This window comes from Scandinavium goeteborgense, assembly GCF_003935895.2.
In the GTDB taxonomy this organism is placed as follows: Bacteria; Pseudomonadota; Gammaproteobacteria; order Enterobacterales; family Enterobacteriaceae; genus Scandinavium; species Scandinavium goeteborgense.
Map to the genome: position 1 here is coordinate 2,411,058 of NZ_CP054058.1, position 21,318 is coordinate 2,432,375.

General features: G+C 51.8%; 26 protein-coding genes. 9 read left to right on the forward strand and 17 right to left on the reverse strand.

Annotated elements, in window-relative coordinates; genetic code table 11:
• The first annotated feature begins 36 nt into the window (after positions 1-36).
• Together A8O29_RS12355 and nadS are read left to right on the forward strand one after the other, a co-directional pair.
• Entirely contained in the window at positions 37-369 is a 333-nt protein-coding gene (locus tag A8O29_RS12355) for a type II toxin-antitoxin system RelE/ParE family toxin (protein ID WP_125354005.1), read from the forward strand.
• 1 nt (position 370) lies between these two features.
• On the forward strand, positions 371-655 hold the full coding sequence (gene nadS / locus A8O29_RS12360) for a NadS family protein (protein WP_125354004.1): 285 nt from the start codon (positions 371-373) through the stop codon (positions 653-655).
• A gap of 36 nt (positions 656-691) precedes the next feature.
• Here the strand turns inward: nadS and A8O29_RS12365 are convergent, their stop codons facing one another.
• Entirely contained in the window at positions 692-2,191 is a 1,500-nt protein-coding gene (locus tag A8O29_RS12365) for an aldehyde dehydrogenase family protein (RefSeq protein WP_125354003.1), read from the reverse strand.
• A 232-nt stretch (positions 2,192-2,423) separates the two neighbouring features.
• On the opposite strand from A8O29_RS12365, the gene feaR reads away from it, so the two are divergent.
• Positions 2,424-3,332 (forward strand): transcriptional regulator FeaR, encoded by a 909-nt coding sequence (gene feaR / locus A8O29_RS12370; RefSeq protein ID WP_125354002.1) that lies wholly within the window; start codon positions 2,424-2,426, stop codon positions 3,330-3,332.
• On the opposite strand, the gene A8O29_RS12375 is transcribed toward feaR, so the two are convergent.
• Genes A8O29_RS12375 through A8O29_RS12385 form a run of 3 tightly spaced genes read right to left on the reverse strand, consistent with a single transcriptional unit; the run spans position 3,333 to position 6,497 of the window.
• The gene (locus A8O29_RS12375; RefSeq protein ID WP_125354001.1) at positions 3,333-3,656 is read right to left on the reverse strand and encodes a YdbL family probable chaperone protein; all 324 of its coding nucleotides are present in this window, start codon (positions 3,654-3,656) and stop codon (positions 3,333-3,335) included. It abuts the gene before it with no gap.
• A gap of 10 nt (positions 3,657-3,666) precedes the next feature.
• The gene (locus A8O29_RS12380; RefSeq protein ID WP_125354000.1) at positions 3,667-3,858 is read right to left on the reverse strand and encodes a YnbE family lipoprotein; all 192 of its coding nucleotides are present in this window, start codon (positions 3,856-3,858) and stop codon (positions 3,667-3,669) included.
• On the reverse strand, positions 3,855-6,497 hold the full coding sequence (locus A8O29_RS12385) for a YdbH family protein (RefSeq protein WP_125353999.1): 2,643 nt from the start codon (positions 6,495-6,497) through the stop codon (positions 3,855-3,857). The genes A8O29_RS12380 and A8O29_RS12385 overlap by 4 nt, the downstream gene beginning before the upstream one ends.
• A 256-nt stretch (positions 6,498-6,753) precedes the next feature.
• Here A8O29_RS12385 and A8O29_RS12390 point away from each other — a divergent pair, with 256 nt between their 5' ends.
• From A8O29_RS12390 to hslJ, 4 genes are all read left to right on the forward strand, one after another.
• On the forward strand, positions 6,754-7,743 hold the full coding sequence (locus A8O29_RS12390; protein ID WP_125353998.1) for a 2-hydroxyacid dehydrogenase: 990 nt from the start codon (positions 6,754-6,756) through the stop codon (positions 7,741-7,743).
• A 306-nt stretch (positions 7,744-8,049) separates the two neighbouring features.
• Complete coding sequence (locus A8O29_RS12395) at positions 8,050-8,217, forward strand: polymorphic toxin type 44 domain-containing protein (protein WP_246316673.1); 168 nt, start codon at positions 8,050-8,052, stop codon at positions 8,215-8,217.
• A complete protein-coding gene (locus tag A8O29_RS12400) occupies positions 8,195-8,623 on the forward strand; it encodes a hypothetical protein (RefSeq protein WP_125353996.1) in 429 nt (142 codons plus the stop codon). Before A8O29_RS12395 ends, A8O29_RS12400 begins: the two co-directional genes overlap by 23 nt.
• Before the next feature lie 133 nt (positions 8,624-8,756).
• Positions 8,757-9,176: a heat shock protein HslJ gene (gene hslJ, locus A8O29_RS12405; RefSeq protein WP_166665181.1), complete on the forward strand. Its 420-nt coding sequence runs from the start codon at positions 8,757-8,759 to the stop codon at positions 9,174-9,176.
• Here the strand turns inward: hslJ and A8O29_RS12410 are convergent, their stop codons facing one another.
• On the reverse strand, positions 9,177-9,443 hold the full coding sequence (locus A8O29_RS12410; RefSeq protein ID WP_125353994.1) for a putative hemolysin: 267 nt from the start codon (positions 9,441-9,443) through the stop codon (positions 9,177-9,179). It lies immediately after the preceding gene.
• A gap of 201 nt (positions 9,444-9,644) precedes the next feature.
• Positions 9,645-10,088 (reverse strand): DUF3828 domain-containing protein, encoded by a 444-nt coding sequence (locus tag A8O29_RS12415; protein WP_125353993.1) that lies wholly within the window; start codon positions 10,086-10,088, stop codon positions 9,645-9,647.
• A gap of 997 nt (positions 10,089-11,085) precedes the next feature.
• Between A8O29_RS12415 and A8O29_RS12420 the strand changes: the two genes are divergently transcribed.
• Positions 11,086-11,754, forward strand: a complete 669-nt coding sequence (locus A8O29_RS12420; RefSeq protein WP_125353991.1) for an SOS response-associated peptidase — start codon at positions 11,086-11,088, stop codon at positions 11,752-11,754.
• On the opposite strand, the gene A8O29_RS12425 is transcribed toward A8O29_RS12420, so the two are convergent.
• Positions 11,755-12,075: a hypothetical protein gene (locus tag A8O29_RS12425; RefSeq protein WP_125353990.1), complete on the reverse strand. Its 321-nt coding sequence runs from the start codon at positions 12,073-12,075 to the stop codon at positions 11,755-11,757.
• A 413-nt stretch (positions 12,076-12,488) separates the two neighbouring features.
• Between A8O29_RS12425 and A8O29_RS12430 the strand changes: the two genes are divergently transcribed.
• Positions 12,489-13,550 carry an acyltransferase family protein gene (locus tag A8O29_RS12430; RefSeq protein WP_174081321.1) on the forward strand — a complete coding sequence of 354 codons (1,062 nt, stop codon included), beginning with the start codon at positions 12,489-12,491 and terminating at the stop codon, positions 13,548-13,550.
• Between the two features lie 30 nt (positions 13,551-13,580).
• Here A8O29_RS12430 and A8O29_RS12435 read toward each other — a convergent pair whose 3' ends face one another.
• The 10 genes from A8O29_RS12435 to A8O29_RS12480 are packed head-to-tail and all read right to left on the reverse strand — an operon-like array spanning position 13,581 to position 21,278.
• Positions 13,581-13,778, reverse strand: coding sequence for a hypothetical protein (locus A8O29_RS12435; protein WP_125353988.1), 198 nt, complete (start codon positions 13,776-13,778; stop codon positions 13,581-13,583).
• Complete coding sequence (locus A8O29_RS12440) at positions 13,778-14,818, reverse strand: glycine-rich domain-containing protein (RefSeq protein WP_125353987.1); 1,041 nt, start codon at positions 14,816-14,818, stop codon at positions 13,778-13,780. Before A8O29_RS12440 ends, A8O29_RS12435 begins: the two co-directional genes overlap by 1 nt.
• A gap of 2 nt (positions 14,819-14,820) precedes the next feature.
• Complete coding sequence (locus A8O29_RS12445) at positions 14,821-15,474, reverse strand: baseplate wedge 1 family protein (RefSeq protein ID WP_125353986.1); 654 nt, start codon at positions 15,472-15,474, stop codon at positions 14,821-14,823.
• Entirely contained in the window at positions 15,471-16,682 is a 1,212-nt protein-coding gene (locus tag A8O29_RS12450; protein ID WP_125353985.1) for a baseplate J/gp47 family protein, read from the reverse strand. The genes A8O29_RS12445 and A8O29_RS12450 overlap by 4 nt, the downstream gene beginning before the upstream one ends.
• Complete coding sequence (locus A8O29_RS12455; RefSeq protein WP_125353984.1) at positions 16,669-17,019, reverse strand: contractile injection system sheath initiator; 351 nt, start codon at positions 17,017-17,019, stop codon at positions 16,669-16,671. Before A8O29_RS12455 ends, A8O29_RS12450 begins: the two co-directional genes overlap by 14 nt.
• A complete protein-coding gene (locus A8O29_RS12460; RefSeq protein WP_125353983.1) occupies positions 17,016-17,666 on the reverse strand; it encodes a Gp138 family membrane-puncturing spike protein in 651 nt (216 codons plus the stop codon). The genes A8O29_RS12455 and A8O29_RS12460 overlap by 4 nt, the downstream gene beginning before the upstream one ends.
• Complete coding sequence (locus tag A8O29_RS12465) at positions 17,647-18,525, reverse strand: baseplate hub protein (RefSeq protein ID WP_125353982.1); 879 nt, start codon at positions 18,523-18,525, stop codon at positions 17,647-17,649. Before A8O29_RS12465 ends, A8O29_RS12460 begins: the two co-directional genes overlap by 20 nt.
• Entirely contained in the window at positions 18,518-18,820 is a 303-nt protein-coding gene (locus A8O29_RS12470) for a phage baseplate plug family protein (protein WP_125353981.1), read from the reverse strand. Before A8O29_RS12470 ends, A8O29_RS12465 begins: the two co-directional genes overlap by 8 nt.
• The gene (locus tag A8O29_RS12475) at positions 18,817-19,440 is read right to left on the reverse strand and encodes a phage baseplate protein (RefSeq protein WP_125353980.1); all 624 of its coding nucleotides are present in this window, start codon (positions 19,438-19,440) and stop codon (positions 18,817-18,819) included. The genes A8O29_RS12470 and A8O29_RS12475 overlap by 4 nt, the downstream gene beginning before the upstream one ends.
• Positions 19,440-21,278, reverse strand: a complete 1,839-nt coding sequence (locus A8O29_RS12480; RefSeq protein WP_125353979.1) for a phage tail tape measure protein — start codon at positions 21,276-21,278, stop codon at positions 19,440-19,442. Before A8O29_RS12480 ends, A8O29_RS12475 begins: the two co-directional genes overlap by 1 nt.
• Positions 21,279-21,318: the final 40 nt, after the last annotated feature.

Sequence of the window (21,318 nt, forward strand, 5' to 3'; positions counted from 1 at the left end):
GGGTGTACATTGTACCCGCACAAGGAGAGTGTGCTCGTGACCCATGCCATTGAGTTTATCGAAACGCCTCAGTTCACCCGGCAGATTAAAACGATCGCCACGGATGATGAGCTGAAAGAACTGCAAAGAGAACTTATCCAGTTCCCCACCCGGGGCGATGTCATACAGCAAACCGGGGGTTTGCGGAAAATCAGAATGGCAACGGGCTCACAGGGAAAAAGCGGAAGTGCCAGAGTTATCTACTTTCTGGCCACCGAAGAGATTGTCTGGCTGGTGCTGGCTTACCCCAAAAACGTCAAAGACTCCCTGACGGATTCAGAAAAATCAGCTCTCAAGAAACTCACAAAATTACTGAAAGACGAGGTGTGATATGACTTTTTTTAACGAGTTGAAAGCGTCACTGGAAGAAGCGGTCGACATCAAAAACGGCGACAAAGCCCCTGGCCGTGTTACCCGCTATGAAATTGCTGACGTAAAAGCCATCAGAGAGCAGCTCAACGTTTCTCAAAGCGAAATGGCGAAAGCGCTGGGAACCAGCCTCGATACCATTAAAAGCTGGGAAGCGAAAAGGCGTAACCCGACAGGACTGGCGGCCAAAGTTCTGGCAGTGATTCAGGCGGACCCTGCCTTCTTTCACGTACTGGCGGCCCACTGATGAAAAGCCCTCCCGATTGAGAGGGCTCTGGTTTTTTTAATACCGCACGCATACTGATTTGGTTTCACACCAACCGTCGAGCCAGTCCGGGCCGAAATCGCGTCCGGTACCGGACTGCTTCATGCCACCAAACGGCAGATTTGGGTCAATCAGCGTATGGCTATTTACCCACACCGTACCCGCCTGTAAGCGGTCGCTGTAGCCCAATGCCTGAGAGAGATTTTGCGTCCAGACACTGGCGGTCAGGCCGTATTCGCTTTCATTTGCCAGACGCAGCGCTTCGTCACCGTCCGCGACGCGCACCAGGTTCACCACCGGCCCAAAGACTTCCTCGCGCGTTAAACGCAAACGCGCATCTGGGTTAACCACCAGCGTCGGTCGAACGTAATAACCCTGGCCCTCTGGCCCGTTATTACCGCTAATCAGTTCGGCTTTGCTTTGCTCGGCTTCATGCAGGAACGCCGAGACTTTGTCGCAGTGCGCACGTGAGGCCAGCGGGTTAATCTGTGCGTTTTCGGACATACCCGGCCCGACATTTAGCGATTTCACCGCCTGCTCAAAACCGGTAACCAGGGTGTCAAACAACGGCGCTTCAATGTATATCCGCGAGCTGGCCGCACAGACCTGGCCCTGATTGAGGAAGCTGCCCATCATCAGGCCTTCAATCACCCATTGCGGATCGGCGTCTTTCAGCACAATTGCCGGGTTTTTACCGCCCAGTTCCAGCGTAACGCGCGTCAGTCTGTCCGCCGCCGTGCGGGCGATCTGTTTGCCCGTCGCAGTTGAGCCGGTAAAGCTTACTTTGGCGACATGTGGATGCGACGTCAGCGCCGAACCACACTCGGCACCGCTGCCGGTCACCACGTTAAATACGCCTTCCGGGACACCGGCCTCGGTTGCCAGTTCCGCCACACGCAGCAGCGTCAACGGTGTGGTTTCGGACGGTTTGATCACGATAGAACAGCCTGCGGCCAGCGCGGGCATTACTTTCCACATGCCAATCATCAGCGGGAAGTTCCATGGCACAATCCCGGCCACCACGCCCACCGGCTCTTTACGCGTCCACGCCTGATAACGCGCGCCCGCGGGCAGCGGAATAGAGACGTCCAGCGTTTGCCCGGTAATTTTGGTCGCCAGCCCGGCGGTGTAACGCATCCAGTTCAACGTACAGGCCACTTCAAACATGCGGGAAATGTTGATCGACTTGCCCTGCTCCAGCGTTTCCAGCTGGGCCAGTTCTTCCGAGTGCTTTTCCACTAAATCAGCAAAACGCAGCAGGATACGCTCGCGCTCGGCGGGCATACGCCCTGCCCAGCGGCGGTCAACGAACGCGCGCCAGGCGGACATTACCGCGGCATCGACATCCGCGCTGTTCGCATCCGCCGTGGTGGCAATAGATTTGCCCGTCGCCGGGTCCCAAACGGTCAGGCGCTTGTCACTGCGTGAGGCCTGTTGTTTCCCGTCAATATAGAGCCCGTGCTGGCGCGCCAGAAATTGTTGTACGCTCTCAAGCAGCGCGACCTGTGAATCAGACATATCAGCTCCTTATTACCCTTCACGGTTTTAACCAGTGTAGAAGCCGCGCGCCTTTTCCGTTTTTGTCTCTGTGTCATTCGCTTTGTCGCCTGTGACAGCCCTCGCAAACAGTGACAATAGTCATACTGCCTCCTGTCGCCGGTGATAGTTCTTTCGTATAGTCACCAGCACAGGCTTGTTTATGCAACATAAATGCAACAATGTGTTGGCACTTCAATGACCGAGGCAGGAAATGGCGCAGATGACCGGCAATGAGCAGTTCCAGCAGTGGCTGGCCCAGATAAACCAGGAGTGTGGCACCTTTGCCGCTCGCCCGTTGGATGGCGAGTTTTCGGGGCATCTGGAAACCGGCTATGCGCAAGGGCTAAAACTCAGCACCGTCACCACCGCCAACGTTAATCTCTACCGCACCAAAAATGAGATAAGCAAACACAACGACAGCTGGTTCTACACGGTTTTTCAGCTGGAAGGCCAGGCCATCATTGAGCAAAACGAACGTCAGACTGTTATCCAGCCCGGCGACATTACACTGGTCGATGCCTCCCGCCCGTGCTCCATTATCTGGCAACAACGCTCCCGCCAGACTTCGCTCTTGTTGCCCCGGAGTTTGCTCGAACAGCAGCTGCGCGTGGGCGAAAGCCACTGTGTTCAGCGTTTAGGGAAAAACTTGCCGATGGTTCAGATGAGCCACCGCCTGTTGCAGGAAAGCATGAATAACCGCGAGCTCTCCGGCAGCGAAAGCGAAGCCGCGCTGGAGGCGATTGTCTGCCTGCTGCGCCCGGTTTTGCAGCAGCAAGATGTGACACCGTCACGCCGCGATAAACAGTTTGATAAAGTGCTTCAGCTGATAGACAGCCACCTTCAGTCAGAAATGCTTCGCCCGGAATGGCTGGCCAATGAAACGGGGATGTCGGTGAGAAGTCTGTACCGGATGTTCGCCAATAAAGGCCTTGTGGTGGCGCAATACATTAAAAATCGGCGGCTGGATCTCTGCGCTAAAGCGATACGCAGCGCCACCGATGACGAAAAACTGGCGGGGATCGGCTTCAGTTGGGGCTTTACCGATCACAGCCATTTTTCTACTGCCTTTCGCCAGCGCTTTGGTGTGTCGCCCGGCGAGTACCGCAGACGCAATCGCTGATCACTTCTTCAGCCATTTTCCGTTCAGGCCCTTCACGTATTCTCCCGGCTGCGCCCGCGCAACCAGCTTTTTCCCGGCCATCTTCGCGACTTCATCCACCGGTAAATTGTTGCTGTCAGCCAGCTGCTGATAGCTCTCGCTGCGCGCATCGTTGATTTGCTTCACCAGCGCGACCGTTTCTTTATCCTGTGCCACGGGAGCCAGATAACCGGTCAGGGTTTCCCCGACGCGCCCTTGCGCTCGGGCTTCATCAAGCGTCAGCGCAAACACGCTCTGGCTGATTAGCCCAACACCCAGAACCGCCATTAACAGTAATTTTTTCATCGCTGCGGCCTCAGAATAAATCGCTGCGTGATTTCAGCAGGTTTTCGACGTCTTTATCGACCTTGATGTGGATCTCATGCTCGATTTTGACATTCATGTTGATGGTTATCGGCTCCTTGGGTGCCGCCACCTCAATGCGCGGCGTACAGCCGCTGAGGCCAAACGCGGCCAGCCCGCTCAGCATGGCGATTTTCACTTTCATTCTTGCTCCTTACAGTCCTTGCCTGCCCGGCAGCGCGGGTCGGGAAGGACCGCGTTTTGCTCAAGCCATGCCTGAAGATTGTCGCCAAAGCGCAAACTGCGCCAAAGATCGAACACGTTCTCTTCATGGGTATAGTTCAAATTCACGGTGCTGCTTTTGCCATCCACCCGGCTGATGCCGGTCACGTTGGATTTCAGTGTCAGCAGGCCGAGATTATCGAGATTGATTTTGGTCCACGAGTGGGAAATTTCCATATAGCGCAGCCAGTTAATCGCCACGCCCGCCACCATATTATCTTCCACCACCGCATCGGCCGTGTCTTTATCAATACGCAGTGTCATCGGGCCGGGGTTGGTCAGCCAGCCGTCTTTGATTATCCACTTTTCATTGTTAAGCCACAGCGGCAGCGCCCCGCTCACCGGGCCGGACATCGTAAACTGCTTTGGATTCACCGCGCTGATAAGCTCGCTGGAGGAGATATTCTGCACCCGCAGCAGCGCCGGGTCGTGCTGCGGCATCCGCAGCTGTAGCATCGAAAGCTTGCCGCCAAGAACGTCGACGTTCACATCGCTGAGCATCAGCGGGTTGCGTTCATCCCACGGATAGCTGCCCTGCAAATCCGCCGTGAAATTGCTGGCCGTCACCTGGTTCACGATTTCACCGATGCGCAGTGACACCGGGCCACGCGTGCCCAGCTCCCAGGTGCCTTCGCTGAAGCGGAACGGCAGGACAAAGTCGACGCCATTGAATTTATTATCCGGCATCCAGGCACTGCCGCCTTTCAGGACGCCGTGCCCACCTGCTTCAAAACCCTGCCCGGCAGCGGCAGAAAACGCCACCTGCGCGTACAGCGTGCCGTCGCGCAGATTCATTTTCCAGTCAGGTGGAACCAGCGGCTGGAACACCGTCAGCGACTGTTTCGGCCACCAGGCTTCGCCGCGCAGGCGTTCGCCGTCCCAGCGACCGTTAAGGCGGATCGGGCCAATGTCTGCCGCGTGGAGATCGCCCTTGAACTGGAACCAGGTCGGGTCGCGCCCATCAACGCTGAATTTGAGCGTCGACGGCGGTAACACGCTGCCGCCGCTGAACTGCGTTTCACCCGCATCGAGGGAAAGTGCGCCGGTCAGCGACGGATGCTGCTCGTTGCGGATCCAATGAATCGGCTTCTCAAGCACCAGCCGCGGCTGACTGACGTTCATGGTGCCATATTGCAGTTTGTCGAAGCCCGTCGACAGGCTGTTAAGCACGATTGAACTGTCGCGCCACTCCCCGTTGCCTTTCATATCCCAGCGCGCCTGCATCGGCGTGAAATGTCCGTCGCCCCAGTAATGCCAGCGCCAGCTGCCTTTATCGGGCAGGAAATTATTGGCCTGGCCGTCGAGATGCAGGACAAAATCCCCCATTTCCTGCTCGTGGGCGCGCAGGATCGCCTGCAGACGGCCATCAATGCCCTCGCTGCTGACGTGCACACCCGCTAACGGCCATCGGATTTCATCAATATTCAGGGAATCTATAATACGACCGCGTGAGCGCAACAAAGAACCCGGCGCAAAGCTGAGTTTAGGGTCGGTTAGCGGGCCGCTGAGCTGAGCCGGAAGAATGGCGTACAGCACCAGATCGTCGTATTTGGCTTCGCCGGTCAACTGCAGCGGCATGGCGCTTTGGTCCATACTCAACGTGCCCGGCCCGATGGTCAGCACCGCGTTACCCTTCCCGGCATCCCCCTGAGTAAGCACGTTGAGCCGCCCTGAAATCTGCATCTTCTCGATGCCCTGTTGCCAGTTATCGATTTTTAAGCCGACGCGACCGCTCAGTGGGACGCCATCCTGCCACGGCCAATTCCAGCGGCCGTCGCTGATCGTCAGTCGTTCGCGAGTCAATTCCCACGGCAAATCAAGCAGCGGCTCTGTATTACCGCGTTCCATCATGACCAGTTGGCCCTGATTTTCGTGCCACTCAAGTTCGGCATCTACCAGCGCGGCGGGGTTCGGCACCTGGAAAGTGGTGACCGCATGGCCACTGACCGGCAAGCCGTCCGGCACCAACGGCATAGTGAATTGACCCACCAGTTTAATCGGAGGTTCGTCGGCCTGAACTTTGGCTTCAAAGCGGCTAACGGTCAGCTGCTGCCCTTTCATGTTGGCCTGTAAATGCACTGCATCACCGTCGTAAGTCAGCGTTTGCATTGATGGTGTCAATGATATCGCCAGTTTTCCCTGCCATTTGTCCCATGGAGAGAGGCGTAACTGATCGATAGTTAGCCAACTGTTCGGCAGCATCGATTGCCATTCGGCAAGGCTGCGCGGCGCACCGGGCGTCGGCGTGCTTTCGGGAAGCTTACTCAGGCATGTGGAATTCATATCGAGTTGGCCCACGTGCACTCGCCAGCGGCTCGGGTGTGACAGCTCGAGATCGTGGACCTCTGCGAGTTGGCAGTCCCCCACCAGATAACGCAACTCAGGCACTCGCACTGAATTGCGGGTAATGCGGGGGCTTTTCTCTATCGCGATTCGCGTTCCGGCCGGAAGCCAGATACCCGCGAGCGTCGGCACCCAGTGCGTCAACGTCAGCAGAAGCGTCAGCGGCAGGAGGATCAGTAACAGCAGTAGCGCAATCGCGGCTTTCCAGGTACCCTTCATGGGCGATTAACATCCTGATTCTTAGTAATTAAAAGCCGAAGTGGCGCATATTGTGGCATGTTTAGCCCACCCGTTAAAGTCACCGTCAGGCTTAAGCATAGATGGTGCAATTGAGGCCTTCCTGAAAATCCATCAAACCTCTGCACGTTATGCTCTACACTCTTTGTTATAACTTGATGATTAAACTAAATTTTAAAATTTGTATGATTATTTTAAATATGCTACCGTGACGTTAATATCACAGGAGAAAAGTCTTATGAAAATCGCAGTTTACAGCACAAAGCAGTACGATAAAAAGTACATGCAAGATGTTAATGATGCATTTGGCTTTGAACTTGAATTTTTCGACTTCCTTTTAAACGAAAAGACCGCCAAAACTGCGCACGGTTGTGAAGCCGTCTGCATTTTCGTCAACGACGACGGCAGCCGCCCGGTTCTGGAAGAGCTGAAAAAACAAGGCGTGAAGTATATCGCCCTGCGTTGCGCGGGCTTTAACAACGTCGATCTTGATGCGGCCAAAGAGCTGGGCCTGCACGTGGTTCGCGTCCCGGCCTATTCACCGGAAGCGGTAGCGGAACATGCTATTGGCCTGATGATGTCGCTGAACCGTCGTATTCACCGCGCTTATCAACGCACCCGTGATGCCAACTTTTCACTGGAAGGCCTCTGCGGTTTCACGATGCACGGAAAAACGGCGGGCGTAGTCGGTACCGGAAAAATCGGCGTGGCCACGCTGCGTATTCTGAAAGGCTTCGGTATGAAGCTGCTGGCGTTCGACCCGTATCCAAGTGACGCAGCGCTGGAGCTTGGCGTGGAATATGTTGACCTGCCGACGCTGTTTTCGCAGTCGGACGTCATTTCCCTGCACTGCCCGCTGACCCCAGAAAACTATCACATGCTGAACCACAGCGCGTTCGAGCAGATGAAAGACGGCGTGATGGTTATTAATACCAGCCGCGGCGGGCTTATTGACTCGCAGGCCGCCATCGAAGCGCTGAAAAACCAGAAAATTGGCGCGCTGGGAATGGACGTGTATGAGAATGAACGCGATCTGTTCTTTGAAGATAAATCCAACGACGTGATTCAGGATGACGTGTTCCGTCGCCTGTCGGCCTGCCACAACGTGCTGTTTACCGGCCACCAGGCATTCCTGACCGCCGAAGCGTTGACCAGCATTTCGCAGACCACGCTGGAAAACCTGCGTCAAATCGATAATGGCGAAACCACACCCAACGCGCTGGTTTAACCATTCTTGCTCCCCGGCCCCGGGGAGCACTTTCAGACACAGTAATCGGGTAAATATAACGACAGGTTTTATTGCGTTTTTATAAAAAAATAAACTTTACGCGAGCGCATGTACCCACATTTTATTCACCTACCTTATGGCACCTTGTGTAGCACAATCCCGAGTAGATAGTGATGTATTAGTGGCTTATACAATCACCTACATTAATAAAGGGATTTATTATTATGGCTATACCGGCTTATTTGTGGCTTAAAGACGGAAGATCTCGGTAATTTTAATTATGGAGCGACTGGATTTGCAGCGGGTATACCAGAGGAGATTTTAATGATGGGTGCCGGTTTTGCGCAAAGTCGTGCAGGAACATCAGAACGTGAATGGGGAGAGTGGTATGGACCTCATCCGCACGGCGACGATCCGAACGATCAGCGGTGGATTAAACAGGGTGTAGATTATGCCAAACAGCATGATTATTAAATGGGCTCACCGGCTCTTGACGCTGGTTCTTCTGGTTCTGGTAATCTGGTTTGCTTTATTGCAGTCACCTGGCGGCCCTCCGTATGATGATGCGGTTGTATCAACCTGGCAGCTTAACCACAACACCTGGCTTTATATCACCAAATACCAGGGGGGGAACGCCACGGTATCGGATGTATACCGCTATTACCTCGCCGGTCCGTTGCCCGCATCACCACTGAAAGAACTGGCAAAAATTGCACCGTTTCTTACTGCAAATACTCAAGACGCTGTCGTGAGTAAAATTGGTAACCTTGTGAGCGTAAACATGAAAGGTAAAATTTACGACTTCACGAATAATGTTTTTTACTACTCTGACGGCGTAGCTCAGACACCGTCAGTGGATATCAGGGCCAGCAGTCGATGAGATACGCGCTGGTTTAACCATTCTTGCTCCCCGGCCACGGGGAGCACTTTCAGACAATCTCCACTCACCCTCACCGCACTAAAGTGTCATCCTGATTTTGTATTATTTATTTGGTGAATGATTAATGAGCAGTATTAAAATGACCGTCGCCCTGCTGGCGGCCGGAATGATGTTAGCAGGCTGTGTATCGACCAGCGATGTGACTACTCAACCGGAGCAATTGCAGCACCATCGTTTTGTGCTGGAAAGCTTTAATGGGAAAAATGTCACCAGTCAGAAGCCACTGGAGCTGAGTTTTGGCGAAGATATGCATATCTCCGGCAACATGTGTAATCAGTTTACCGGTGAAGGAAAGCTTTCTGACGGAGGAATGAAAGTGAAGAACATGGCGATGACCAAAAAGCTGTGCACCGACCCGCAGCTAAACCAGCTGGATAATACGCTCAGCGCCATGCTGCACGATGGCGTGCAGGTTGACCTGACCGAAGACCAGTTAACGCTGGGAACGTCCAACGATTCGCTGGTGTATAAACTCGCCGATCTGATGAACTAATTAGTAGCTGGCGCAGGCCCCGGTAGCAAGAGACTGCTCACTGCAGCGCTTGCCGTTGGGTAATGCGCACATTCCGATGGCGGAACCGTCCAGCTGACGAGCAACCGATAATGCCCCACCGACCATCGCACAGTTAGCCTGACCTGAGTCTGACATTGCCGCCCGCATACCTGGCGTGACGTGTGCCGCCGTGGCCTGTTGTTCTGGTTCACTGCTGCATGCAGATAATAACAGTGCCGCACACCCTACCCAAAAAGCTGCTCGCATTCTCTTCTTTCCCCTGTCACATACGTTTCGCAAAACCTGTTCATAATAGGCAGCCAGCGGCCTGCCGTCGAGAGACGAGACGCGCATTTCGGCGTTCTGAAACATTTTCTGTCAATTTAATGTCGCCAGAATTGATCTGCCAGGTGTCCATTCGGGCATTCAGGACACGCCTGGCATAGCTGCATTCCTAAAACGAGTGGGTCACTGTTTTATATCAGGCAAAAAGTCTGCGTTTGTGACGCGATCTATTTTCCATATGCGCCCCTCTTTTATCATGCAGTCAATAACGGTGTGTTTCTTGTCTTTCCCGTATGACACATACACGTTAAAGCAGATCGGGTCATAGCCAGAGGCTACCGCCTTGACGTTTTGCGCCCAATCCTTCCCGATGTATTGTGATCGGATAAAATAGTCTGCATCGTAATACTGCGCATCGTCTCCTTCAGCCGCTCTCAGTTTTTTGAGGGTACTGACGGTAACGTACCGATCAATATCGTGCCCCTCCATAAGAGGATATTTATCCTGTTCGATTTGTTTGATGTACCACTGGTTAAACTCAATGGCCTTTTTTATTGGTGCGGAAAAATCATCGGCGGCGATTGAAACAGCCGGAGTCAGCAGAAGTACTATCAGTATGTTTCTCATTATGGGTGCCTGTATATTTTAAAAGCAGGCGCGGCTTTTCGGTAACCCGGGCCAGGGTACATAGAACGCTGGGTAAAGTCTGAGTACCATGTTCCCTGCCCATCATATATACATACATGCCCATACATGGAGCCAGAGAAGGGATTGATAACGGCGATGTCTCCTTTTACCGGTTCCCCATATACCTGACTGAATCCTGCTTTCATTAACGAGTATTCAAAATCTCTCGCATCAGCCGAATCTATGCGTACGCCGCCCGCGTTAATCGCTGCAGCTACAGCGCGGGCGCAAAAATGGGTTGTATGTAAATGTGCGTGTCTTCTGGCATAACTGACAGCTTCACTTGGATCCCAGCTCATATTTAAATATCCTTATTTATTGAGAGTTACAAACTACGCCTTTTTTCATTACCTGATGTCATATTTTTTTCTGTGCCTTCGTTAACGTACCCGGGACGTCCGTCATTGCAACTCAGATGACGCATGAAATGCGAAATGAGTTCGCTAGATTTGCGTGTAGTGGAGCGGTGAACACCAGAGAAATCAGTTTGAAATCATCGATTAAACAATCGAAACCGAAATGCCCCCTGTGTCATTTTGTGCAGTCGAAAGCCGCGTTACTTCAAGGGGATATTTATAAGTCCTATAATAGAAGTATAACTACAGGACACGTCGACGTATCACGGGTCCCTTTTTCTTGCGCAATGTAAGGGTGTCAAATGATTACTATGGCCGTATTTTTTTAAAACTTACTGAAGATCGCCCAAGAGCAGGTTGTTTTTCAGTTTGTTGCATCACTGCCTCACCACGCAATCCGTTCTAAACAGATCTTTGTGTGTTCTTATCTGCCCCATTCCTGCCCCATTCTCGAATATCTCCTGACGATACATCAAAAATCCCCCCCACAAATGTCATCCCAGATCCGTCATATGACTTAACCGATACACACCACTTTTCCCCGTCCCCTATACTTTCAGTCTGACCGACTGGAGGAGACCATGTGCGGACGTTTCTCTCAATCCATGACACGCGAAGATTACCTTGCCTACCTGGCTGAAGATGCAGAGCGCGACATTCCCTATGACCCCGAACCGATCGGACGCTTCAACGTCGCCCCCGGCACCAAAGCGCTTCTGGTGAGCGAACGCGACGAACATTTACACCTCGATGCTGTTCATTGGGGTTACGCGCCAGGGTGGTGGGATAAACCACCTCTGATTAATGCCCGGGTTGAGACTGCGGCCACCAGTCGGATGTTTAAGCCTCTCTGGCAACATGGCCGGGCGATCTGCTTTGCTGACGGCTGGTTTGAATGGAAGAAGGAAGGCGATAAGAAGCAGCCCTACTTCATTCACAGGGCTGACGGTAAACCTATATTCATGGCGGCGATAGGAAGCATACCGTTTGAGCGTGGCGATGAAGCGGAGGGCTTTCTGATTGTGACAGCTGCGGCTGATAAAGGGCTAGTTGATATTCATGACCGGCGGCCGCTGGTTCTTACACCAGAAGCCGCGCGCGCCTGGATGAGTCAGGATATTGGAGGGAAAGAAGCTGAGGAGGTTATTGCCGACGGCACAGTTCCGGCCGAAGCGTTTATCTGGCACGCAGTTACGCGCGCTGTGGGGAATGTGAAGAATCAGGGGGCGGAGTTGATTACCAAAATCTGATCACATTGTCGGGCAGCTATCATCTAACGTTCGGTTAATGAAGAACGTCGCTCTACCGAGAACCTCGACGTCTTCAAGCGCGGTCCCTTCTATAGCCTCTCCGTCATCTGTAATTAACGAGGCCCCCATTAGCTTCGCAAATTGCATGCGACCGTCACAGAGAATCAGCAGAACCCCCTCTTTCGGCTTGCTTGTGGCTGGCTCGATCACCGCATAGCCGTTGTCCGTCTCGATTATCCTGCTGTTTGCAGTAACGCCACAAAGTATCTCTGGGGAAAGAGTGCGCTCCGCGTAGTCTTTTGCTGGGGATGTAAATCCCATGATGCACCCCCACTCAAGCTGTATATAAATACAGTAGTTCTTATCTTTATGGAGATCAATACTTGCTCAGGGCTGAAGGTCTATTGAAAACTGCGACCTTCGCATTACGAATTAGTAGATTCACATTTAACTAGCTGTTTTACATGTACATTTCCGCATTCACACTGCTTATGTTGATGTCACATGATCAAAGTTAAATGAAGGTGATTTAGGGTGTGCGACACAAAAATGGCACAAGGGACAGTGCGACGCCACTGAACCTTTAGGAGATTACCTGTAGTGCGAGCGTGAACGGCCTCCGTGAACACGCTTTGGCGTGATCTCACTTCATGATCAGCCAACTTCCCTATAGAATGCATAGCAGTTGGATTAGCAAGTGGTTTGAGATAGCCTTTGACTGGAGAAGGAACGAAATGTTTGAGCTAACCAAAAAGCAATCAATTACGCTCGAGTCTCTAAGAGCCCTGTCCGCTTTTACGGTCATGATTGCACATTGTTATATAATCTTTCTCGGTGGTAGATACCCTGAGTACTACCCTTTTGCAGCATTCTTTGCTCAAAGCTCAGTAATGGTTTTTTTCGTCCTTAGTGGTTTTCTGATTGGCCTATCTGTAAACAACAACCTTACTCGCAATAGTGGCAATTTTGACATCGGTAATTATGTTAGCTCGCGGTTTTACAGAATATATCCACCATTAATTTTCTCTCTTGCTTTAACTTCTATTTTGTCCGTGTTATCAATTTATGTTTTCAACATGCCAGATGGGAAGCCTCTGTCTGTTTGGGCAAGAATGCCAGGATACTCACTGAATTTCATACCATCTCAATATTTTTCCACCCTGACATTCTCAAACTATCTTCTCAATCAAGGCGTGTCGTCTAACGGATCTCTTTGGAGTCTTCCAATCGAAGTGTGGTGCTATGCCGTTGCGGGACTTCTATTTGTGCGAAATTATTGGGTTAAAATTTTGGCTGTATGCTTTTTTTTGATATTGCAATATATGCATATTAAATTCAGATTGTTTTCAGTAGTATGGGGAATGTCTTTCCTTATGGCCTTTGCAATGCCAACAATCACCCGCTTCCGACACACTGTTGCAGTGTGTCTAGTCGCATCGGCCGCCTTCGCCTTTATAGCAAAAACATTTTTTATTGAATTCATCACCACAAAAGTCGGATTGTACTTTAATTTTTATTTTGGCTTTTCATTCTTATTCTTACTTTTAGCTGCTTTAAAGGCTAACATTGGTGTTAATGTATTGGGATCTCATGCTAGGTATTCATATTCACTTTATCTTATCCACTTCCCTGTGCTTGTATTCACGTTAGCAATAATGATGAGATTCGGAGCCAGTAACGGACACTCGGACATTTTAGCGTTTGTTATAACCCCTGCCGTCTGCATATTGATAGCATGCAAATCTGCATTGATATTTGAAAACAGGAAGAGAATACAAGAAATTTTCTCCCCCTAGCATTCATGGCGCACCAAATGGTGCGCCATTTCATTCATTGGTAATTTCTTCGGGCGCAGTAAAAAACCATTTATTTTCGATTCTCGTGGCTATATAGCCGGGACCGACAAAATCCCCCACCTCGATTTTATATATTTGAAAACCGTCAAACATTTCCCCTTCGCCATCCCATACGACGATATTAGTCACTATATTATCGATATTAATTAAAGCGTACGTATCACTCATTATGAATACTCCCATACAAGCACAACACCACTTCCGCCCTTACCACCATTGAAAGTTATAGCCGCTGTACCGGCAGACCGAGCACCGCCACCACCAGCTCCATATGATGCAGCATCGCCGCCGGGGGTATTTGATACGCCAGATCCACCACCACCATTTCCAAAAGAAGAGCTGCCGCCAGAACCGGAGTTAGCAACAGTCCCTGACAACCTAACGCCAAAATTATACTGAGTTGTTGCTGTGCTGGAATTTATATTCCCCCCCACCGGAACACTCCCGCCTGGCTGAGTTGATGCCGCAGCTACCACGATCGCAGGAGTAGCATCTTGCGCCATATTCGAACCACCGTAGCCGCCGCCGGCAGTGACTAATGCCCCATAACTACTTAAGCCACCACCACCCCCGGAATTATTTCCAACGCCACCGGTTCCTCCCGATCCTACCGTAATAGGAACCCCCCCTGAAGGCGCATCTAACTGCGCTCGCGCATAGCATCCCGCAGTTCCACCGGCGGCAGCCGATGCAACTGCCGTCCCTGATGCAGTCAATGACGCACCGCCACCACCACCACCACCGCCTTGCACTTCGACAATGATTTTTTTTGTACCTGCTGATGCCGTATAGATCCCTGAGGCTTTGAAGATTTTTAGGTTTATCAATCTTCCACTACCTGACAGTTCAGCCCATTGCGATGAGGGTGGTGTCGTTGTGTTTGAATCAGCAAGGGATTGATAAATTACACCATTTAAAAATGTAACGGCACCCTTCATGTACGAATATGGAGTACCACCGTTATCATCTGAGGTAATGAATGGTGTAACACCTGAAACTTGTATTTCACCAATAGCTGACGTCACCAGGTTGAACAGCCCATTCATCATTTCGCGCTCAATACGCTTGGCGCTGGGATCGGTTGCCGGGTCAAGTGAGTATGCTTGGCCATACCCCTGCGTCATGTTTACGCCACCGGTCGCGTCTGTTTCAGGCACGGCTGATTTATCCCCTGAATCAGCAAAAGGGATTCTGATAAGTGATGTCATTGTTAATTTCCGAATTGAGAATTGGTTTGGTCGAAGTTCAGGCCGTAATTGGCGAAGCCGAATGCGTCACGAGGTTTAACAAGGTGATTAATCAACACGCCTGATGGCCGAGGAATGAGATCGAACTCTATAAGTAAGTTCATCATTAAATTTGGCAGCACCTTCTGATACACCACGGTGATAGTCATATCCTGACCATCGAGTGCGTAGACATCAGCACCAAACACATCATTTAGCGCGTGGTTTATAGATGGCATGGAGCCGTCTGACGTTATCTGCCACCAACGCATTCGCAAAAGATCGCGTTTTTGCTCAACGCTGAGCCGGTTAACGGTATCCGCATCAGTAGCAAAATTGCTGTTACCAAAGTTCAGACCGAAGTCTGCAAACCCAAATGCCGGGTAGTCTGTTGGGCTCGCACCGGAAACTGAGTAAAGAGGGAGTTCAAGGATGATAGACCAGACGTTTAACCCAAAGTCATTCGCCGTCAGGAGGTTGAAAACATCACGTTCCCATGCGACCCAGAATTGCTCGTGGTTCGCGCCGTACCACTCTTGCTTCAGGCTGAGGATATTTATCAGGTTTGGAGCCTGGTCATATTCCCATTTGACGACCTTCATCAGGTCGAGGCTGAAATCGAATTGCTGAATTTTCATGTGGTCACCACAATGATGTCGTCCTCCTGAATCGTTGCCTTCTCATTTAGGCCGATAGGGATGTCGTCTTTTGACCAGGTAGGGGTTGATGACTTAAGCGAAATTTCAACGCTCTTGATGAAGATCTGCGGTGATGCAGTATTCGCCGCAGCAGCCAGTTCGAACGGCGACACATCCGTGCCTAGCACAAAACCCTCTTCACCATTCTCAAGTTGCCCTGACGCGTACTGCACTACCGTTTCCTTGATGACCGATTCCGGATCTCCAGTGCTGCTCCCTTTCGCAGCTACAGTGAAACGCGCCATAACGGGTACCGCCGTTGGCCGGTCAAACAGAACATTACTTTTCTGGCCTGACCATGGGTCCGTCACTTCAACGGATACATCGCCATTCCATGCCGCTCCTCCTGTCTTCGAGGAGTACAAAGCATCAGCGATATCTTGATCAAGACCTCCATCGACGCAAACCCAAACAGAGTGTCCAACCAGATCGATATCATCGATCGTCTGGTCTTCAGAATCCGTATTTTCCCTGAAGGACAACGAGCGGACGCCTTCAACCGCGCGAACGTTTGAATACACAGCCTCTGAGATGGACCGCCCCTGCAACGCCAGTGTCTGCCGGCGCTCTTTTCGCGCTGATAAATCGGATTGCTCTTCCGCCCCGAGGGTTCCGGCCACCAAGTTATCTGACGTTTCCCAACCCACCGCGGTGTAACCGGATACCGGTTTAGTAAGCGCATGCGCAGGGCAGGCAACCGGGCCGGGCTCGAGCGCCTGAAAGTCGCCTGTGCCGGTACCGTCATTGCTCAGCACCACGGTCGTTAGCAGCTGAAACAAATCACCGGCTGTTGTAGCCCTTCTGGATCCTGATGGAATAACAACGCCAGGAACACCAGTTAGCGCTACGCTGTCCACAAGGGTGTAAGTTGCCTGTCTGCGTTTCCCTCCGGTCAGCGCCCAAATGTCATCGAGGAAAACTCCCCCTGCGTAATTTGGATTGATTTGATTAGCGACGGCGGCATTGTTGGAAACCACCTCGGAACGAACGGCCACATCGCTGGCGATCACCTGCCCCTGTGGAGTGTCATCGGTAACATCCAGGTCATCACCAAACGTCGATTTCCATTCACTCTCTGTATCGGAAAGGATCTCAGAGGTATCCGGTACAATCACCCCCTCAGGTGACAAATACTTATAAGTTGCCACTTATCTTCTCCGTTCCATATTCGGTTTTAATCTCGACTGAATACGCCAGATTTTCGCCATCAAGCTGGAATGCGATGTTTCCGACGCCTGTTACACCGGCCACCGTTTTCAATACCTTCCTCAGGTACATGTCATACAGACCCGTGTTCGAGCTCGCATTAAGAGACAGCTGCGAGAAAGGGATACCGCGGGACTGCGCATAGGGCAGCTCGCCAAGGATTGTTCGGGATACGTGTTCGCACGTCTGCTTTACGGCTTCGAGATCCGTCGCCATAGCCAGATTTCCATCATTGCCGATGTAGATATCGTAATTGTCATTCGTGGCAAAAGTTTTCATGGGTTCTTCGCAGGGCCAACGTCCCCGCCCTCCGGATTGGTATGATCGTGACCAACCAGATTCAGATTGCCGTCGGTGAACTGAGGCGCCTGAATTTCTTTGTTCGAGACAATTCCCGACTCACTTATTGAGAAGGTGGTTGAACCAACAGTCAAAACGATGCTGCCGGGTTTCACTGCGACAGACGTTGTGCCGTCCAGGGTCTGCAATGTCGCCGCAGCACCATCAGACACCATGAAGTCTTTCATCACATCAGGTATGAATACCCCGTCCTCAAAACAATGAAGCCGGGTTGTGTTGCCCGGCTCCGCTTCGTAAGACTGTAGGAACAGTGACATGTCACGGTCGCTGGCTTTTATCCACCCCAGGTCACCGGATTTAAGCGGGAACGTCAGGCACATACCGCCGCCACCCATCACCAGAGCAGGTACTTCGGCTGGAGCCGTCAGTGGATTCATGGAGCCGTCTGTCATAGTGACGCGATAGAGAATTTCGATTTGTGCCCGATTCTTCTCACGATCGTAAGAAACGATTCGCGCCGGTAGCATGTCATCAACATCGAGAAGGAATTTGCGCAGGACAAGGTCCATCGCGCCGGTTAGTTCGGTATCTTGCCCAGGTCTGCGGCTAGGTGCTGGATTTGGCATTCGCTTTCTTCTGCGCCTCCCGCTGTTCTGTTATGGACTTGATGTTGTCGTTGTTGCACGACAAGTCGAGATACCAGTCGTTATCGTGAGTGGTGAGACTTATCGCCATGTTGTAAATAACGTACTGCCCATTTACCGACTTGTTCACTTCTGAACGGATTTCAATTTGCTGGCCCAGTTTGATAGACGGGTCAAACAGCATGCGCACTTTCACACCCTTATCGTCAGGCGCAGGATTTCCGATCATGCCGGTATCTTTGGAGATCAGCCGGACGTTACCCTTCGTGCCTTTCCCGTAATCCTTCACAACCAGAAAGTCATCATCGATGAAGCAGTCAACATCACCAACCTGCTCCAGCTTCTTGATTTGCTGCGCTGTTGAACCGTTGTAAACGTAGTTGGCAACCGTCTTGTCTTTCGCCTCAAAACGAAGCGCAAGAGAGTAGTCAGAAGCTACGTGTTTGCAGAGCTCTGACAGCTGGATAGTCTTGGGGGAGGCGCGGGACGTCCATTTATACTTTGCGCCGTCCTGTGTCAGCGCCTTCATGGTCAGTTTGCGGTCCGGCGGCATGCTGGGGTCAGCCTGGACGACGTCGCCGTTATAGATATTCTCTACTCCGGTAGACTGCCGGCCAGCACGAATGGAGATAAGTTTCGGTTTCTGGCTGGGGTTCCACGGTGAGGTTTCAGTGACAAGATAATCAACAGTATCCAGAAGCATGTTGTCGATTTCCACGCTACAGGAATTTTGCTTCGTGTCAGTGGACTTGTTGATCTTCACGGAAATCGCCGCGCCACTGTAAAACTTCATCTCGCCGTTAACCTCAATGCCAACTTCGAGGATTCTGGCATCAAGCATTATCAATCTCCTCGTTCGTTACCCATACGAGTACGTTTGAGCCTTCGAACTCGGTGTAATACGGCAGCTCATCGTTGTCAGTCAGAAGAATGAAATTTCCGTCATTCAGGTACCGTGACGGGATCACCGGCATACCTGCAACAGCACGCCTGTTGCTCACTATGGCCTCGCCATCCCGAATGACCGTCACAGCCATGATGCCGTTGCACTCCTTGAGGCTAAGTTCGTACAGCGAGCCTTCAAGCACCACAGACAGCGATTGTCGGGGATAAACCTTCAATGGGATCTGTTTCATGAAAACCACCCATGAATTACTGATTCTGATTTGCTCTGCGTCGTGGCAGTCGCATCAGTAGCACTTTTCTGCCCCTGCTTAACGGTGTCCGCATCCGGCTTCGCCGTGCCGCCAGTCTTCGCCGATTTAGGTGAAACAGCGACTTCCTTCGCGGGCATTGTTTCGGTAGACGTGGTAAACCAGACGACCTCTTTAATGGTGAGCGTTACAGCGACAGTATCACCAAGGTCCGGCGCTTCATCATGTGGCATGTCAGTAATGACCATGTTGGCGAATGAAGACGCCCGAGTCTGAACAATCAGTGAAGTGCTGTCGGTGTACGCCTGCTCGATCTCCTGGTAGACAGAACCATAGGCATCAGCCGGAATAAACATGGTCAGCTGCGCCACGTTCGGCTTGATCACTTTGAAGTCAGCGGTGGTGTTTCCGGTTTCCAGTGGGTGCTCGCAAAGTGTTGAAGAGCGATTAACCGCGGCGCGCATTGCCCTGGCCTCAGTAAACAACTGGGTGCCAAACTCATCAGTTATCCGGACAACATCAACCGCAAACGATGCCATCGCCATACTGTACGAAGACATCGCTCCTGAGGCGGTATTCATCAGGTCGGAAAACGAAGACATTAATGACTCCTTCCATCGTCGTACTGCGCCGTCATCTGGCGAACGCTGTCTCCCATGCCATTGCTCACCGCAGAACTAATCTGCTGCGGGTCACCGGAACCGGTAGTAATGTTCACATTGTCGATATGCTGCTGATTGCTGACGGTAGTGGTACGTGCGCCGGAAACGGCCGCCGGGTTAGGTGGTATAACGGGCATCGCAGCAGCCGTAGTTATTGCTTTATGTGCATTGCCTGCGAGCGAGGCGCTTTGCTGAAGAGGGTCATCGTCAGATTTACTTTTACGCTCCCTTCCTGTTGGCGGGACAGGTTTTTCCTGGACAGGATCATCACCAGGAATCAGCATATCTTTTCCACCTGGCGTGTTTTTCTTCTGACGGGGTGCGGTTTCCTTCGGCGCGGGTTCCTTCGGCGCGGGTTCCTTTGGTTCGGGATCTGGTTCGTCATCACCAAGGCCAAGAAAGTTTTTAACAGCATTGCCGGCGTCTTTCGCTGCGTTGCTGACGCTGTCAGAAATGTAATCTCCTATGTGACTGAAAATATCCTTCACATAGGCAAGAAGATCACTAAACACTTTTTTGGTACTGGAGGATAGCTTATCCCAGGCTTTGACCACCGCCTGCCAAACCTGGTCAGCTGCGTTCTCTGTCATGGATACAATATCGTTCCAGCTATTTTTCAGTTCGGCAACGAACGCATCCATGAAAGCGCCGGGGTTATCAAATAGCAGTTTTAATGCATTCCATGCCCCAATGACGCTGTCTTTGATGCGGTCCAGAGCAGCACCGAGCATCGGGAATTTTTTCGCCAGGTCGCCAATGACAGACTCGCCGCCGTTGAAGTAATTCCACAGGTCATCAATGACCAGCACCAAAGCGGCAACAGCCGCAATAAACGGGAGGAACGGAGCCACTGCCGCCCACGCTGCCGTCGCCATACCCCAGAACGCAGCGGTCACAGAGGGAAGCGCAGCAGTCGCCAGCACGCCAAGGAAGGTCAACAGGAACGACTTATGCTCGCGGCCCCACTTAATCACCGCAATGGTGGTATCAATTAACAAGTCCAGCGCGGGAACGACGGTCATTGCCAGAACATCAGCGAAGCGGGTGAAGATGGCGGAAAGCTCGTTTTGCGCTTCGGCAAACTGTTTGAGTTGCTCGGCATCGTCATTCGACGTAACGCCAAGGTCTTTCTGGAATTTAATCTGTCGCTCAAGCTCCTTGCGTCCATTGAGCATTGCAGAAATGACAGCGTTATCGGTGATACCGAGTTGCTTAATCTGGAAGGTGGCTTGCTGCTTGTCCATCTTTGACATGGTATCTGACAGTTCGAGCAGCGCTTCATCAGCCGATTTTATATTCCCCTGCGTATCCCGCAAAGAAACGCCAAACTGTTTGAACGCTTGAGCCTTGCCAGATTTTGCGTCTGAGGCTGCCTCCCCCAATGATTCGTTCAGATCAACCATCGAATCGCGGAAAGCGTCAGCCTCGACGCCCAGCGACTGAAACGTACGGGATAGCGCGTCATACTGGCTAATGTCCACGCCAACGGTTTCGGCATCTCTGACTTTCTGGAGCATCTCTGCCGTGTGGTCCAGAACTGCATTGAGTGACAGGCCAGCACCAGCAATGCCAAGCGTCGCGACCGCCAACTCCTTGAAATTATCAATCGTGAATCCGGCTTTCTCCCCGACTCCATTGAAGATGTTCAGCAGCTGGGTGCGGGTATCGACAGAGGCCCCCTGAACCTCGCCCATTGCATTGTCGGTTTCGTTGAACCCCTTCAGGGCGTTTTTGTTATCGGTCTCCAGTAGGAAAACAAAGGTATCGAGAACGCCCATATTTGCTCCAATAAAAAACCCCGCCGAAGCAGGGTTTGTT